Below are 16,356 nucleotides of genomic sequence, written 5' to 3'. Positions count from 1 at the left end.
GAAAAATGAGTGTTACAAGTTAACTAGCCTATAGTTTAACGGAAGATGTATAAGTTATTAACATATCTGTTAACACATCTCTAAGTAGTTCTGGCATATAATATTGTTTGTCAGAAAGTGTGGATAGCTCTGGGTATAAGTAGCCAAATGTAAACATATCAATCGTTCCTACTGTATATATACGATCTAATTCCAGCGATTCCCCGTTAATTAATACATCTTCGAGTAAAATTTTATTCCCGGGAATCGTATCTGGAATGACTTCTACACCAGCGTAAATCATTTTCCCCATCACTTTTCCCCGAAATCCGAATCCTTTCACCTCAAGATTCTCCATATTCGGCTTACGTGCTTTCAAAATAACTTCTCTTAATATCTTTCCTGGAACTTTCAAAGCACACGGATTAATTGGATGTGGACAAATTCTGTGAATATCTCCGCGCGTTACAACACCCTCTTCTAACCCTTCAAGAAGTACACCAGCGTTCACCATGCCAATCTCTGCATTGCACCATGTTTTCAGCGCACTTGCTAACATGTGAGAAAACGGCGTCTCATGAAACCAATCAACCGGTAATGACTCTTTTAAATGAACGACAGACTCTGCCATTATATGCTCACTTTCTTCCTGCAGTATTTCAATTGTGGATAACGGCTCGCTATAAGCACCTAACCGTTCCGTCTTAATCGCCCTACCGTCTTTTTTCAGCAATTTCTTCATCTCTATATCCACAGTAAGCTGCACGTGACCAACGTAACGCCCCCACTTTTCACAACAACAAAGTAAAGTATTATTCAGTAGAATACCACGCTCAAATAAATGATGCGTATGTGCTCCTAAAATAACATCTATATCATAATGCTCTGCCATATACTCATCCATACTTTTTCCAAGGTGAGAAAGGACAACCGTAATATGAGCCTCATCTTTCACTTCTTCTAAAATAGACTCTAAATGAATAATGGGATCTTCAATATGCCAATCGAGCATCTGATAAAACTCTGGATAAGCTACCGTTAATCCGATAAAAGCAATGGTAATCCCATCCGTCGTTGTATGCAATTTATAAGGCCTTGCCCATGACGGACGTACCCCTTCTTTTTCAAATAAATTTGCGACAAGTATTTCAAATCCAGCATCATCATAGAGCCGATTCAAATGCTCCTTCGCTAACGTAATTCCTTCATTATTTCCGATCGTTACATAATCATATAACGCCTCATTCAAAAGCTTCGTATTCCCAAGTCCATTCGTCGCTTCCGAAATACTATGAAAACGATCCACATGATCGCCGATATCAACCGTCAAAACAGTCTCTCCCGCTTCCTGTCTTCGCTTTTTCTCCCCTAGAACAAACCGAGAAATTTGCGGCCAATTTTCAAAATGACTATGTATATCGTTTGTATGATAAAGGTGGATGATTGTTTCTTTATTTGTATTCAGAGAAAAAACCTCCTCTCAGTTCCTTACTGCCATTTACGCTATGCGCACACAATAATCCTGTAAATACTTTTCGTCTTTTCTTGCTATTTTACATTGTACTCGCATTGTGAGAAAAAGCAAAAGATTGTCCTTTTTATATGAGAAACTTTATTTTTGCCAGTGTGGGGATTTGTTGGTAGAGCGGGGATTTGTCAGAAAGTTAGCCGTGGGGATTTTCCCATAAGTTCTTTGCTGCATTTGTCAGTATTTTAATCTAAATTACTTTCAGTTGCCCTCTTTATGTATAAATGCTCCTTTCCTTTTTGAAGGGTACGGGGTATTCGTTCCTCTTGCTATGTCGTAATTTGTTGATAAGTCGATATCCCTTGTCGAATCGTCGATATATTGAAATAATCGCTGATATATTTCGAGTTATGGACGATATATTTGAAAAATCGCTGATATATTTAACTGAACACCCACCCGGGTATCCTCTCCCAAGCCAAGACAAATCCGCAAAACAAAAAAGCACCCTGCACAGCAGGGCGCTTTCTTCATACATATATTATCCAGCTTTGCCTCCTAGACCCTCATGTCTAAGAACCTTCCGCACGAGAAGATAAAAAGCATCTTCTGTGCGAAAGAACCTTAGTCAACGGGTCTGAACAGTCGGCTCCGCATTTCTATTTAACCAATAGAACCTTCCATCTCAAACTTGATTAGGCGGTTCATTTCAACTGCGTATTCCATTGGAAGTTCGCGAGTGAATGGTTCAATGAAGCCCATTACGATCATTTCTGTAGCTTCTTGCTCAGAAATACCACGGCTCATTAGGTAGAATAATTGTTCTTCTGATACTTTAGATACTTTCGCTTCGTGCTCAAGTGAAACGTAATCGTTTTTGATTTCGTTGTAAGGAATTGTATCAGATGTAGATTGGTTATCCATGATTAACGTGTCACACTCGATGTTAGAGCGAGAGTTTTTCGCTTTTGGTCCGAAGTGTACGATACCACGGTAAGTTACTTTACCACCATGCTTCGCAATCGATTTAGAAACGATTGTTGAAGACGTGTTTGGTGCTAAGTGAATCATTTTCGCACCAGCATCTTGGTGTTGGCCTTTACCAGCAATCGCGATAGATAATGTTAAACCACGAGCGCCTTCGCCTTTTAAGATAACTGCTGGGTATTTCATCGTTAATTTAGATCCGATGTTACCGTCAATCCATTCCATCGTTGCGTTTTCTTCACAAACCGCACGTTTTGTAACTAGGTTGTATACGTTGTTCGCCCAGTTTTGGATTGTTGTATAACGGCAATAAGCATCTTTTTTAATGATGATTTCTACTACCGCACTGTGAAGTGAGTTAGTAGTGTAAACAGGTGCTGTACAACCTTCTACGTAGTGTACGTGTGCGCCTTCGTCTACAATGATAAGCGTACGTTCGAATTGTCCCATATTTTCAGAGTTAATACGGAAATACGCTTGAAGTGGTGTATCAACTTTAACACCTTTTGGAACGTAGATGAATGATCCACCAGACCAAACTGCAGAGTTTAATGCAGAGAATTTGTTGTCTGTTGGTGGGATTACTTTTCCGAAATGTTCACGGAAAATATCTTCGTTCTCTTTTAATGCGCTATCTGTATCTTTGAAGACGATTCCTAGAGCTTCTAGGTCTTCTTTCATGTTGTGGTATACAACTTCAGATTCGTACTGTGCAGATACACCAGCTAAATATTTTTGCTCAGCTTCTGGAATACCTAATTTATCAAATGTTGCTTTAATTTCATCAGGTACTTCATCCCAAGACTTCTCAGATTTCTCAGATGGTTTTACGTAGTACGTAATTTCATCGAAATCTAAGTCGTTTAAGTCGCCGCCCCATTGTGGCATTGGCATTTCGTAGAACTTATCCAGTGATTTTAAACGGAAGTCTAACATCCACTGTGGTTCTTCTTTCATACGTGAAATTTCTTCAACGATTTCTTTTGTTAAACCGCGTCCAGCACGGAAAATCGAAACGTCTTTGTCTTTGAAACCATATTTATAATCGCCGATATCTGGCAGTTGCTTCGCCATGTTGGTGTGTCCCTCCTTAGATAACCTCGTTTTTAGGAACCTTTAACATTACTTATCTTCGTTTAAGCCCTTTTCTAACGCTTTCCACGCTAATGTTGCACATTTAATACGTGCAGGGAACTTGCATACGCCTTGTAATGCTTCAATATCTCCTAAATCGATGCTGTCATCGTACTCTTTTCCTAGCATCATGTCAGAGAAAATTTTCGAAAGCTGAAGTGCTTCTTCAATTTTCTTACCTTTTACTGCTTGTGTCATCATTGAAGCTGAAGACATTGAGATTGAACATCCTTCGCCTTCAAACTTCGCCTCTTGCACAATACCTTCTTCTACTTTCATCGTAAGTTGAATACGATCGCCGCAAGTTGGATTGTTCAAGTTAACGGTAACACTATCTTCTAATACGCCATGGTTACGAGGATTTTTATAATGATCCATAATAACTTGACGATATAACGTATCTAAATTATTAAATGACATTTGTGAAATACTCCTTTGTCTTGATTAGCGAGTCAACAAATGTATCAATTTCTTCTTTTGTATTATATAAATAGAAGCTCGCACGTGCTGTTGAGGAAGCTTTTAGCCACTTCATAAGCGGTTGTGCACAGTGATGTCCTGCGCGAACTGCAATGCCTTCTACATCTAATACAGTCGCTACATCGTGAGGATGTACGTCTTCAATATTAAATGTAACAAGACCAGCGCGATGCTTTGGACCATAAATTGTAACGCCATCTACTTCTGATAGTCTTTCTAAAGCGTATTGCGCTAATTCATGCTCATGCTTTTCAATATTATCAAGACCGATTTCTTCTAGGAAATCAATTGCCGCACCAAGTCCGATTGCATTACCGATAATCGGTGTACCTGCTTCAAACTTCCACGGAAGCTCTTTCCAAGTAGATTCTTGTAAATCTACGAAATCAATCATTTCACCACCAAATTCAATTGGCTCCATATTGTTTAGCAATTCTTTTTTACCATATAATACGCCGATACCTGTAGGGCCACACATCTTATGAGCAGATAATGCGTAGAAATCACAGTTTAAATCTTGTACATCTACTTTCATGTGAGGTGTACTTTGTGCACCGTCAACGACCATAATTGCGCCATTTTCGTGTGCAATTGCTCCGATTTCTTTTACAGGGTTAATCGTTCCAAGTACGTTAGAAACATACATGATAGAAACGATTTTTGTATTCGGTGTAATTGTTTGACGAGCATCTTCTATTGAAATTGTCCCATCTGGTTGAAGCGGAAGATATTTTAAAGTTGCACCAGTTTTCTTCGCAACTTGTTGCCACGGAATGATATTACTATGGTGCTCCATGTAAGAAATAACGATTTCATCGCCCTCTTTTACATTTTCAAGACCATAGCTAGCCGCTACTGTATTTAATGCAGTTGTCGTTCCGCGCGTGAAAATAATCTCTTCCATTGATTTCGCATTGATAAACTTGCGAACTTTCTCACGTGCACCTTCATACGCGTCGGTAGCTTTCGTACCGAGCGTATGAACACCGCGATGCACGTTAGAATTATATTCTTTATAGTAACGTTCTAACGTTTCAATGACTTGAATTGGTTTTTGAGAAGTTGCTGCACTATCGAAATAAACAAGTTGTTTGCCGTTCACTTTTTGATCAAGAATTGGAAACTGTTTGCGTATTTCATGAATATTCATTAGCGAACTTTCCTTTCAATTACCTCAACAAGCTGTGCCTTTACTCCTTCAATTGGAAGCTCATTAACTACAGGTGCTAAGAATCCATGGATGACTAAACGTTCTGCTTCGCGTTTTGGAATACCACGGCTCATCAAGTAGTATAGTTGGACTGGATCTACGCGACCTACTGAAGCTGCGTGACCTGCCATTACATCATCTTCGTCGATTAAAAGAATTGGGTTTGCATCACCGCGAGCTTTTTCATCTAACATAAGAACGCGAGAAGATTGTTGTGCATTTGATTTAGATGCACCGTGTTCAATCTTACCAATTCCGTTAAAGATAGATGTTGCACTATCTTTTTGTACACCGTGTTTTAAAATCCAACCTTCAGAATGTTTACCGAAGTGAACAACTTTAGTTGTAAAGTTTTGTGTTTGGTTGCCACGGCCAATTGTTACTGTTTTCGTATCAGCATATGAACCGTCGCCCATTAAGTTCGTAACGTTCTCTGAAATTGTGTTTCCGTCATTCATAAGGCCTAGAGCCCAATCAATACGGCCGTCGCGTCCTACAACGCCGCGGCGGTTAACGTAAGTTGTTACGTCTTTTGCTAATAGATCAACCGCACCGAATTTCACTTGTGCGCCTTGTTCCACGATTACTTCTGCTACGATATTTGCAATACCTTTAGCATTTTCATTTGCAACATAGTTTTCTACATAAGTTGCAGTACTGTTCGCATCAGCTACGAATAGTACGTGGTTATATACGTTAGCTTCTTCGCCGTCTACTAAGAATACAGCTTGAAGTGGAGTTTCAAGAACAACGTTTTTCGGAACATATACGAATGCACCACCGTTGATTAATGCAGCATGAAGTGCAGTTAGACGATGCTCGTCTACTTTCACGCCGTCTTTCATTAAGTACTTTTGTACTAGTTCAGCATGCTCAGTTGCTGCTGTTACGATGTCTGTAAAAATAACACCTTTTTCTTTTGCTTCGTCTGCTAAAGAAACGAATGCAGTTGTACCAGTGCGTTGTACTAATACGCTGTTATTTTCATCGATTAAGTTTTTCACTGCTTCTGTAAGTTCAGTTAAAGAACTTACAGGCTCTTGCTTAGCAGCGTCGCCTTTTCCGATAAAGTCCCATTTGTCAATTTTCGTTTTATCAGGCGTTGGCATTGGAAGTTCAGTTGCTTGTGCAAGAGCTTGTAAGCGGAACTCAGTCAACCAAGCAGCTTCGTTTACTTCGCTTGCGCGTTGACGGATTGTTTCTTGATCGAAAGGTAATGTACCGATTGTCATGTTTATGCTCCTCTCTTACGCTTCTTGCTCTGTTGTTTCGTCTTCAATACCTAATTCTTTTTTAATCCAGTCGTAACCTTCAGCTTCTAGACGTTGTGCAAGCTCAGGGCCACCAGATTTAACGATACGACCGTTCATCATAACGTGAACGAAGTCTGGAGTGATGTAGTTTAATAAACGTTGGTAATGCGTAATCATTAGGCAACCGAACTCTTCGCCGCGCATTTCGTTAATACCTTTAGATACAACTTTTAATGCATCGATATCAAGACCTGAGTCGATTTCATCTAAGATTGCGATTTTTGGCTCAATCATCATTAATTGAAGGATTTCATTACGTTTTTTCTCTCCACCAGAGAAACCTTCGTTTAAGTAACGTTGTGCCATTTCTGGATCCATTTCTAGGAATTCCATGTTTTTATCTAATGTACGGATAAATTTCATAAGAGAAATTTCATCGCCTTCTTCACGACGTGCGTTAATTGCAGAACGTAAGAAGTCAGCGTTTGTTACTCCGCTAATTTCACTTGGATATTGCATTGCTAGGAATAGACCTGCTTGTGCGCGCTCGTCTACTTCCATTTCTAATACATCTTCACCGTCGATGATGATGCTACCTTCTGTTACTTCATACTTTGGGTGACCCATAATTGCAGAAGATAAAGTTGATTTACCTGTTCCGTTAGGTCCCATAATTGCGTGGATTTCTCCACCTTTTACTTCAAGGTTTACACCCTTTAAAATTTCTTTGCCATCAATTGATACGTGTAAGTCTTTAACCGTTAATGTAGAACCAGCCATCTCAATACCTCCATTAATCCTATATATACATTTTAAAAATTCCTAAAACGTTCATATTCTCATTTTATTCTCATTCTAATTTTATATCAAATAAAATGATATCGCAAACGACGAAAAAAGTAACCGTTTTTTCACAAATGTATATAAGTATTTCCTTCACATCTTTCTATGATACACCTTTCTTCTTATTTATATAAAGAAAAAAGGACTGGTAATTTTCCAGCCCTTTCCTTATATTTATTCACTTACCGGAAGTACAGCACCTTTATATTCTTTATTAATAAAATCTTGAATTTCTTTTGAATGTAGCACTTCTACTAGCTCTTTAATTTCTTTTTTCTTCTCATCACCTTTACGAACTGCAATGATGTTTGCATACGGAGAGTCTGCTCCTTCAATCGCAATTGCATCCTTTGTTGGATTTAATTTTGCATCAATTGCATAGTTTGAATTAATAAATAAAGCATCACCTTCATTATTTTCATACAGCTTTGGTGACAATCCAGGCTCTACATCTGTTTTAAACTTTAAGTTTTTCGGATTTTCGACTACATCTTTTACTGTTGCCTTAACAACATCTACTCCGTCTTTTAATTTAATAACGCCGCCTTTTTGTAACAGTGCTAGCATACGGCCACGCTCCGCTACGTTATTACTCATAATCACTGTCCCGCCATCTGGTAAGTCTTTTAAGCTTTTATACTTCTTAGAATAAATACCCATCGGCTCTAAATGGATTTTTCCTGCGTTTACAATTTTATATCCCTTTTCTTGAATTTCTTTATCTAAGTACGGAATATGCTGGAAGTAGTTCGCATCAATTTCTTTATCCGCTAACGCTTTATTTGGCAGTACATAATCCTGAAACTTTTTAATCTCTAACTTAATGCCTTTTTTCTCTAATATCGGCTGTGCCTTTTCTAAAATAACAGCGTGCGGCACGTTAGAAGCTCCCACAACAAGCTTATTCTCTTCCTTCCCTCCGCAAGCAGCTAATGTAAATACAGATAATGCTGTAACAACTGACAATAGAATCTTTTTCATATGACGTCCCCTTCTCCCTATAGTTATGTAGTAAAAAAGGACCGGCATACACCAGCCCTTTTTCAGCAATTATTCTTTTACAGGAACAACTGCACCTTTATATTCTTTAGTAATAAAGTCTTCAATTTCTTTAGAATGTAATACTTCTACAAGCTCTTTAATCGCTTTTTTATCTTTATCACCTTTACGAACCACTAGTACGTTTGCGTATGGAGAATCATCGCCTTCAATTGCAATTGCATCTTTTTCTGGGTTTAATTTCGCATCAATTGCATAGTTCGAGTTAATTAAAACAGCGTCGCCTTCTTTATTGTTATACACTTGTGGCAACAAACCAGGCTCAATATCCGTTTTGAATTTTAAGTGTTTCGGATTATCTGCAATATCTTTTGGAGTTGCACTAACTGGATCTACTCCGTCTTTAATTTTTAAAATGCCTTCTTTTTGTAAAATTGCTAAACCACGTCCATGGTCAGTAACGGAATTACTCATAATAATTGTCGCCCCGTCTGGAAGTTCTTTTAAACTCTTATATTTTTGAGAATATACACCAATTGGTTCAATATGAATTTTCCCTGCTATTTCAAAATCATATTTTTTATCTTTAATTTCTTTTTCTAAATACGGAATGTGCTGGAAATAGTTTGCATCTAATTCCTTATCCGCTAACGATTTATTTGGCAACACGTAATCTTGGAATTTTTTCACTTCTAATTCAATTCCTTTTTTCTCAAGTAACGGTTTTGCTTTTTCTAAAATTTCAGCATGCGGTACGTTAGAAGCACCAACAACAAGTTTCTTTTCATCTTTATCTTTCCCGCCACAAGCAGCTAACCCAAAAATTGAAGTTGAAATAAGTGCCGTAAGTAATAATTTTTTCATTTAAAATATCCTCCCGTTTTTATTATCGTTTATCTATTCGAGTCGTTAAACTATCACCAATCCACTGGATTAAAAATACAACTAGTAATACACAAATTGTCGCAACGATTGTTACATCGTTATTCCCTCTCTGGAATCCTTCTAAGTAAGCAAGTGTTCCAAGGCCACCAGCACCAACAACTCCCGCCATTGCTGTATAGCCTACTAAAGCAATTGTCGTAACCGTAATACCAGATACTAATGCTGGTAATGATTCTGGAATTAACACTTTCAAAATAATTGTGCTTGTTTTTGCTCCCATTGCTTTTGAAGCTTCAATTACACCTTTATCAATTTCGCGAAGTGCAATTTCAACCATTCTCGCGTAGAATGGTGCGGCTCCAATAATTAAAGCCGGCAGAGCTGCACTTGCTCCAAGAATTGTTCCAAGAAGAATCTTTGTAAATGGGATTAATAAAATAATTAAAATGATGAACGGTATAGAGCGGAATATATTTACGAATGCTCCAATCACCGTATTAATTGATTTGTTTTCCCATAAATTATCTTTTGCTGTCATGAAGAGTAACAATCCTAAAATTAGTCCTAAAACAAATGTCGCAAGGGCTGCGATTGCCGTCATATATAACGTTTCACCAGTTGCTTCTAACATTTGATTCCAATCAACATTTGCGAGTAACTTATCCATGTGCAATCACCTCCAGCTCTACTTGATCTTGATGAATTCCTTCTATTGCTTGCTGGATCGCTGTTTCCTCACCATTTAAATGAACAACTAAACTACCGTAAGAACCGTTATTCGTTTGTGCAATATTTCCTTGCAAAATGCTAACTTCTATATCACTGCGTTGCATTAATCGTTGAAGCACTGGTCTTTCTACAGCCTCACCGATAAACTGCAAACGAATTACTTTTCCATCTGGATATTTTTCAATTAAATTTTCAATTGTTTCATTTGTATCTTCAGAATCTGTTAACTGCTGTACAAATCGTTTCGTAATATCTTGCTTCGGATTACGGAATACATCAAGTACTGGACCTGTTTCTACAATCTTTCCTCTCTCCATTACCGCCACTCGGTTACAAATCTTTCGAATCACGTGCATTTCATGTGTAATGAGTACAATTGTTAAACCAAGACGCTTATTAATGTCTAATAGTAAATCTAAAATTTGATCTGTCGTTTCCGGATCAAGAGCTGACGTTGCTTCATCACATAAAAGCACTTGTGGATTGTTAGCTAATGCTCTTGCAATCCCGACGCGTTGCTTTTGTCCTCCACTCAGCTGAGATGGGTACGCGTCTCCTCTTCCTTCTAATCCAACAAGATGAATTAATTCATCAACACGTTTTCTTCTCTTCGCTTTATCAACACCTGCAATTTCAAGTGGAAACTCAATATTTTCACGTACAGTTCGTGACCAAAGTAAGTTGAAGTGTTGAAAAATCATTCCGATTTCTTGTCTTGCCTTACGAAGTTCACTTCCTGTAATTGCTGATATAACACGATTCGCAATTGTAATTTGGCCAGAAGTCGGTTTCTCTAACTGATTAAACAATCTGATTAACGAACTTTTTCCAGCGCCGCTATATCCAATAACACCAAATATTTCGCCTTTTTCTATTTTTAAATTGGCGTTATCTACAGCAGTGACATCACCGCTTTTCGCCTTATATATTTTCTTTACGTTCTCTAATAGAATCATGATGTTCACCCCTTTTTTGTTTGGATCGACTCCGCAATTTTTTATTTTTAATGCGTGTAGTCCACTGTTATCATTACTTTTATTATTTGAATGTCCTCCACATTCAAACAATAAAAAAACCTTTCTGCTTTAGAGAAGCAGAAAGGTTTATATGCGTATATAACAACATTATCCCTCTCTCTCATCTCTCAAAGCATTCGCTTTGCAGGAATTGGCACCATTTCAACATAAGTTGACGGTTGCCGGGCTTCACAGGGCACAGTCCCTCCACCTCTCTTGATAAGAGAAATCAGATTCAATTTTCGTCTGATTTGAAATTTATGAAATTGTCTATATTTTATGACTTGAATTGTATCAATATACACTCACCATGTCAACAGAAATTTTCGCAAAAAATGAAACTTCAGAATTTTAAGCACCTACTGACATCGGTTTACATATATGAAACATCGATTCCACTAATAACATCGTTCGGTACGTTCCTGAATATTGTACACGTCCATCGTTCATTAACATTTGCAATCGTACATTTCCATTCACCAATTGTTCTATATCCTTTTCATCTAAGCAAATGATTTGTTCCGTTCCTCTTTCCTCATGTACCAGCTCTATATAATCTCTTGAAATTTGTAACGAACAACTTTCATCTCCAAAGCGAAAATTAACAGTTTTTTCTTCTTGTCTTAAAAGCGGTTCTAAATGATATTGACCATTAGCGTAATTTACAAATGATTGAAGCAAAGAATATAATCTCACCCTAAATCACATCCTTCATATCACTTTCTATTACATACCATTCCCTCTCACTAAAGAGCAATCCTGTTATTTTCGCTCGACAAATACTGTATCCACCCTGCATCTCGACATATTTCCCAAGAAATATGTCGAGGCGGCAAAAATTTTGCCGCCTACTTTAATTCCGTATATAAATATTCAACCGAATGAAATGCGTATATCTTCTTCATCAGTGTCCCATTTTCAAAAACAAGTAAACAAGGTACACTTTCAATCCCATACTCTTTCGCTAAATACGGAGCATAATTTAAATCTAACATCCCAATTTTGAGGCCTTCAATTGTCATCTCAACAACTGTTAACATCTTTTTTGCTAATTGGCATGTTCCACACATTGGAGTATATACATATAATACTGTTTTTTCTTCGTTCTCTATTAGGGCTGTAGCTTCGGCTCCTGTCCAATCAATCACTTCTATCATTCCTTACCGTAAATATTCTGTATAAACGTCAATGTCGGCTCCCCATAATACATTTGCTAAGTGTGTAGATGGCGCAGTTGCCACTTCTCGGTACGAGCGATCAATATAGATATGCTCGGCTTGCGGAAATTCTTTTCGAAATTGTTTCCTTAACTTTTCTCCAGCATCATCAGCATCCACTAGCACATACACTTCCTTATCAAAAAACTGATCAACGAGCTCATCCATTTTCGACAAACCAATTGTACCATTTGTACAAACAATTTCCACCGGTTCACGAATAATAGATTCAATCTTTCTTCTATCTGATGTACCTTCTACAATAATGACTTTTTCTACATAAATCATATGTCATCACCCGATCACCATATACTATATAACCTTGAACTTAGTATATAGTATATTCGTTATTTTCATGTTGTTTCCTGTTTATTTTTGCAAAAGAAAAGCGCAAGCGGCTCGTTTAGATTGTGAAGACTTATGAAACCTTACCACAAAACAGTTTTTCTCATAATAGCTTATTTATTTACATATAACTTGAATTTCATTATTTCACACAAAATAAAAAAGGACAGCACAAAGGCTGTCCTTTAGTCGACTATAATTAGTCTTGGTTTGTCATTTCTGCATATTTTTCTGCAGTTAATAACTTCTCAACTTGGCTTGCATCAGAAAGTTCAACTTTAACCATCCATGCACCCTCGTATGGAGATTCGTTAACAAGTTCTGGTTGGTCACTTAATTCTTCGTTTACTGCTACAACTTTACCGCTTACAGGTGCGTATAACTCAGAAACTGTTTTAACAGATTCTACGCTTCCGAATGGCTCGTCAGCTTCGATTGTTGCACCTACTTCAGGAAGTTCAACGAATACGATATCGCCTAGCTCACCTTGTGCAAAGTGAGTGATACCGATAACAACTTCATTACCTTCAGTTTTTACCCATTCGTGTTCTTCAGAGTAACGTAAATTATTTGGAATGCTCATGACTGTACCTCCAGTGAATGTATTAATTATGTAAAAATACCTTATTGGTACTTTTTCCACACACTTTCAAACTGCTCTTCGTTAAAACCAAGTGTTACATTCGTTCCATCTGTTACAATTGGACGTTTAATCAACATGCCATCAGATGCTAAAAGCTCATACATTTCGTCTTCGCTTGCATCTTTCAACTTATCTTTTAGACCAAGTTCACGGTAACGCATTCCACTTGTATTAAAGAATTTTTTTAATGGTAATTCACTTTTTTCATGTAAATTACGTAAATCTTCTTTTGATGGTGGATTTTCAACAATATGAATCATCTCATATGCTACATCGTTTGCCTCAAACCATTTCTTTGCCTTTTGACATGTGCCACACTTTGGATATGAATAAAATGTTACTGTCATAAATTCACCTACTTTTTTACTAACCTTTACCTTTATCATATAGAAAACGTTTTATTATTTCAAACCATTATTCGCTAAACTTTTACTTATTTCGTGATAATTTTTAATAATCCTGCGAATTTTTCTTATTTTTCCGCCATTTGTTAAGAAAAAAATAAATATATAAATTTTTTAGATTCTGCACCAAACATATATCTTAAACAAGCGTTTGATTAATTCTCCATTTTTCTTTCTTAACCTTTGAACTACAGGAGTTTCTTCCTACCGAACATACAGCTTAAACAAACGTTTGATTAATTCTCCATTTCTCTTTGTTAACCATTGAGTTACATCAGTTTCTTCCTACCGAACATACAGCTTAAACAAACGTTTGATTAAAAAAATAAGAAGCCTCGTTTACAGGCTCCCTCATCATCTATTCAAATAATCTGCGATGGTTTGAAATACGACGATATACATATTATGAATACTTTCTTCTGTATTTCCACCATTAGATAAACCAATTGCCCATTGTTGCCCTTCACCACTTCCGATATTTGCAAAGCCTTGCGTATACATAGCATTTACATCTTTTCGTGCACTGTTATACTCTATTCCTTTTGTAATAAAAATTGAATATGATTTATCTTGTAAACCGATAAAAAACACTGGTTTCTTTAGCGATGAAAATACATTTTTATACTGCTCTGTTGAGGCTTCTTGAAAGTGATCTTTCATTATTAGAAAACCATCCACTTCCTTAGATTTCTTTTCTAGTTCCTCTAACTTCATTTCTTCAAACTTTACATTCCTAAACGTATCTTTCGGCTTTTCTCCAACAACTCCAATTACGAGTGCTCTTCCATTATATTCTAATTTCTCTCCTTCTTTATCCTTTGCACACCCAGCACCTACTAGGCATATCAATATAAAAAATAAGAAATACGATAAACGCTTCATTTAGCACCCTCTCCTTCTTTTTAGTCAAGTGACAAAAACGTAAGGTTAATTCAAGAAAATGTAAGTAAAATCGATAGCCCAATTCACGTTTCTATATTATAATCAATTGAATTTACTTACATTACTAAACATAGGAGATCAACATGAAGAAATTTAAACTTTCATCTTTTCTTCCGTTAAGTTATATACTTCTACTCGTGCTCGTAAGTCCCCTTTACGACGTATTAAATAAATCGACTGTTCACGCAGTAGACGTTACAACTGTAGTAGATGATTGGATTCCATTTGTAAAAGCATTTATTATTCCTTATTTACTTTGGTTTCCATACTTATACGGCGCACTTATTTATTACTGCTTTGCTGACCGAAAGCAATATTATGTCACTTTAAGTAGTGTTATTTTTGGAAAGCTTGCTTGTTTTTCTATTTATTATTTTTGGCAAACAACTGTACCGCGTCCGACTGTCGTTGGAACAGATGTATTTTCTGAACTAGTTCGCTATATTTATAGTATCGACCAGCCAGTAAACTGTTTCCCTAGCATTCACGTTCTTACTACATTTGTAATTATGTTAGCTGCCTTTAAGCGTAGAGAACAGCATGCTTTTGAATATTACATCCTTACTTTCTTCGGTACACTTATTATTTTATCAACGCTATTTACGAAGCAGCATGCCTTTGTAGATGCCATTTCTGGAATGACGCTTGCAAGTATACTTTACTTCGGCGTTCAGCTCTTATTGGCCAAAGAACCAATAAGAGTTCCAGTAAAACAAAATCATAGAATGTAGCATGACAAAAAGCAGACTGTGGCTTCTCAGTCTGCTTTTATATATTATTAAGGAGATTTTCAACTTAAGATTGCGGTACAGTCATATCACCAGAGTGAATACGACCTGCTTTTTTAAGAGCAATGTAAAGTATATAAGAAACAGCTACTGGAATGACGATATAAGTAATTACCATCGCCGGGAGAACTTCCCATCCTTGGCTGGAAATTAAATTAATTGGTGCGATAAGAGAACTTAATCCAAGACCTGCAATTTCCTTTCCTGCTTCCAGTTGGAAAATTAATGCGGATACTGGACCGACTATAGCACTGGCAACGACAGTTGGGACGAGAATCATTGGATTTTTAGTGATATTTGGTAACTGTACTTTCGGAGTACAAAGTGCTTGAGCTAATATGCCACCTAAATTATTTTCTTTCGCTGAGATGACAGAGAATCCGATAAACTGAGCGACGCATCCGGCAAGAGCAGCACCACCTGCAACACCGTCTAAGCTAAGTGCAATTGCTAACGCAGCTGATGAAGCTGGAGAGATAAGTAATAGCCCCCAAACTACTGCAATGACGATAGAAGCAATAAACGGACTACCAGCTGAGCTATCTTTAATAAACGCTCCAACTGCATTTAAAACAGGAGTAATATTATGAGATAACCAAATACCAACTAAACCAGAACCTAATATTGCTGCAAATGGAACGAGCATCATATCTAACGCAGTTTTTCCGCTTAAACGTTTACCAATATATACAGCTAAAGTTGCTGTTAATAATGCACCGATTGGCTCACCTGTTTTAATAATTAGACCGGCTTCAGTAATTGAAATGGATCCGGCACCAATTGCTCCGGCTACCATCGCCGAGAAGATTACAAGACCGTTTGCACCGAGCATAAAAGCAATTCCGGCACCAATTGCCGGTGCCATTAGTGATTTTGCAACAACTCCGATTGTAATAAGTAATGGTATATCAACAATTCTTCCTATATTTTCGATCAGTAAACCAATTCCGAGGGATACGAAAATACCTTGTGCGATTCCAGCAGATGCTTTAAATACACGAGACATTATATATTCCTTCATTTGTTTCACCTTC

Annotated in this window: 18 protein-coding genes and 1 riboswitch; of the genes, 1 reads left to right on the top strand and 17 read right to left on the bottom strand. The window is 37.2% G+C overall.

Going from position 1 to position 16,356, the window contains the following annotated elements:
* Positions 1-28 precede the first annotated feature (28 nt).
* The 16 genes from ACS2CR_RS22230 to ACS2CR_RS22155 form a co-directional block, all read right to left on the bottom strand.
* Positions 29-1,420, bottom strand: coding sequence for a bifunctional metallophosphatase/5'-nucleotidase (locus ACS2CR_RS22230; protein WP_071686394.1), 1,392 nt, complete (start codon positions 1,418-1,420; stop codon positions 29-31).
* Positions 1,421-2,110: 690 nt separating this feature from the next.
* Entirely contained in the window at positions 2,111-3,508 is a 1,398-nt protein-coding gene (gene sufB, locus ACS2CR_RS22225) for a Fe-S cluster assembly protein SufB (RefSeq protein ID WP_001118827.1), read from the bottom strand.
* Between the two features lie 48 nt (positions 3,509-3,556).
* A complete protein-coding gene (gene sufU, locus ACS2CR_RS22220; RefSeq protein WP_000009523.1) occupies positions 3,557-3,988 on the bottom strand; it encodes a Fe-S cluster assembly sulfur transfer protein SufU in 432 nt (143 codons plus the stop codon).
* On the bottom strand, positions 3,978-5,198 hold the full coding sequence (gene sufS / locus ACS2CR_RS22215) for a cysteine desulfurase SufS (protein WP_001020760.1): 1,221 nt from the start codon (positions 5,196-5,198) through the stop codon (positions 3,978-3,980). The genes sufU and sufS overlap by 11 nt, the downstream gene beginning before the upstream one ends.
* Positions 5,198-6,490: a Fe-S cluster assembly protein SufD gene (gene sufD, locus ACS2CR_RS22210; protein WP_000152170.1), complete on the bottom strand. Its 1,293-nt coding sequence runs from the start codon at positions 6,488-6,490 to the stop codon at positions 5,198-5,200. The genes sufS and sufD overlap by 1 nt, the downstream gene beginning before the upstream one ends.
* Before the next feature lie 15 nt (positions 6,491-6,505).
* Positions 6,506-7,291 carry a Fe-S cluster assembly ATPase SufC gene (gene sufC / locus ACS2CR_RS22205; protein WP_000929160.1) on the bottom strand — a complete coding sequence of 262 codons (786 nt, stop codon included), beginning with the start codon at positions 7,289-7,291 and terminating at the stop codon, positions 6,506-6,508.
* Between the two features lie 237 nt (positions 7,292-7,528).
* Entirely contained in the window at positions 7,529-8,335 is an 807-nt protein-coding gene (metQ, locus tag ACS2CR_RS22200; RefSeq protein ID WP_000722399.1) for a methionine ABC transporter substrate-binding lipoprotein MetQ, read from the bottom strand.
* A 69-nt stretch (positions 8,336-8,404) separates the two neighbouring features.
* Positions 8,405-9,217, bottom strand: a complete 813-nt coding sequence (metQ, locus tag ACS2CR_RS22195) for a methionine ABC transporter substrate-binding lipoprotein MetQ (RefSeq protein WP_000735096.1) — start codon at positions 9,215-9,217, stop codon at positions 8,405-8,407.
* A 22-nt stretch (positions 9,218-9,239) separates the two neighbouring features.
* On the bottom strand, positions 9,240-9,905 hold the full coding sequence (locus tag ACS2CR_RS22190; RefSeq protein WP_000359401.1) for a methionine ABC transporter permease: 666 nt from the start codon (positions 9,903-9,905) through the stop codon (positions 9,240-9,242).
* On the bottom strand, positions 9,898-10,923 hold the full coding sequence (locus ACS2CR_RS22185) for a methionine ABC transporter ATP-binding protein (RefSeq protein ID WP_000601778.1): 1,026 nt from the start codon (positions 10,921-10,923) through the stop codon (positions 9,898-9,900). Before ACS2CR_RS22185 ends, ACS2CR_RS22190 begins: the two co-directional genes overlap by 8 nt.
* A 178-nt stretch (positions 10,924-11,101) precedes the next feature.
* Positions 11,102-11,209: riboswitch (SAM riboswitch) on the bottom strand.
* Positions 11,210-11,334: 125 nt separating this feature from the next.
* Complete coding sequence (locus ACS2CR_RS22180; protein WP_001242139.1) at positions 11,335-11,679, bottom strand: hypothetical protein; 345 nt, start codon at positions 11,677-11,679, stop codon at positions 11,335-11,337.
* Positions 11,680-11,831: 152 nt separating this feature from the next.
* Positions 11,832-12,140 (bottom strand): thioredoxin family protein, encoded by a 309-nt coding sequence (locus ACS2CR_RS22175; protein WP_002062684.1) that lies wholly within the window; start codon positions 12,138-12,140, stop codon positions 11,832-11,834.
* Between the two features lie 3 nt (positions 12,141-12,143).
* A complete protein-coding gene (locus ACS2CR_RS22170) occupies positions 12,144-12,488 on the bottom strand; it encodes a toprim domain-containing protein (RefSeq protein ID WP_000640870.1) in 345 nt (114 codons plus the stop codon).
* A 256-nt stretch (positions 12,489-12,744) separates the two neighbouring features.
* On the bottom strand, positions 12,745-13,128 hold the full coding sequence (gene gcvH / locus ACS2CR_RS22165) for a glycine cleavage system protein GcvH (RefSeq protein WP_000026896.1): 384 nt from the start codon (positions 13,126-13,128) through the stop codon (positions 12,745-12,747).
* Positions 13,129-13,169: 41 nt separating this feature from the next.
* Positions 13,170-13,535 (bottom strand): arsenate reductase family protein, encoded by a 366-nt coding sequence (locus ACS2CR_RS22160; protein ID WP_000218968.1) that lies wholly within the window; start codon positions 13,533-13,535, stop codon positions 13,170-13,172.
* A 411-nt stretch (positions 13,536-13,946) separates the two neighbouring features.
* The gene (locus ACS2CR_RS22155) at positions 13,947-14,474 is read right to left on the bottom strand and encodes a hypothetical protein (protein WP_000826877.1); all 528 of its coding nucleotides are present in this window, start codon (positions 14,472-14,474) and stop codon (positions 13,947-13,949) included.
* Positions 14,475-14,617: 143 nt separating this feature from the next.
* On the opposite strand from ACS2CR_RS22155, the gene ACS2CR_RS22150 reads away from it, so the two are divergent.
* On the top strand, positions 14,618-15,265 hold the full coding sequence (locus ACS2CR_RS22150) for a phosphatase PAP2 family protein (RefSeq protein ID WP_000713771.1): 648 nt from the start codon (positions 14,618-14,620) through the stop codon (positions 15,263-15,265).
* A gap of 64 nt (positions 15,266-15,329) precedes the next feature.
* Here the strand turns inward: ACS2CR_RS22150 and ACS2CR_RS22145 are convergent, their stop codons facing one another.
* Complete coding sequence (locus tag ACS2CR_RS22145; protein WP_000666172.1) at positions 15,330-16,343, bottom strand: PTS transporter subunit IIC; 1,014 nt, start codon at positions 16,341-16,343, stop codon at positions 15,330-15,332.
* Positions 16,344-16,356: the final 13 nt, after the last annotated feature.

It is taken from the genome of Bacillus cereus group sp. BceL291 (assembly GCF_051776705.1).
Lineage (GTDB): Bacteria > Bacillota > Bacilli > Bacillales > Bacillaceae_G > Bacillus_A > Bacillus_A cereus.
Note: the sequence above shows the minus strand (reverse complement) of the source record. Positions and strands in the feature narration are given on the sequence as shown.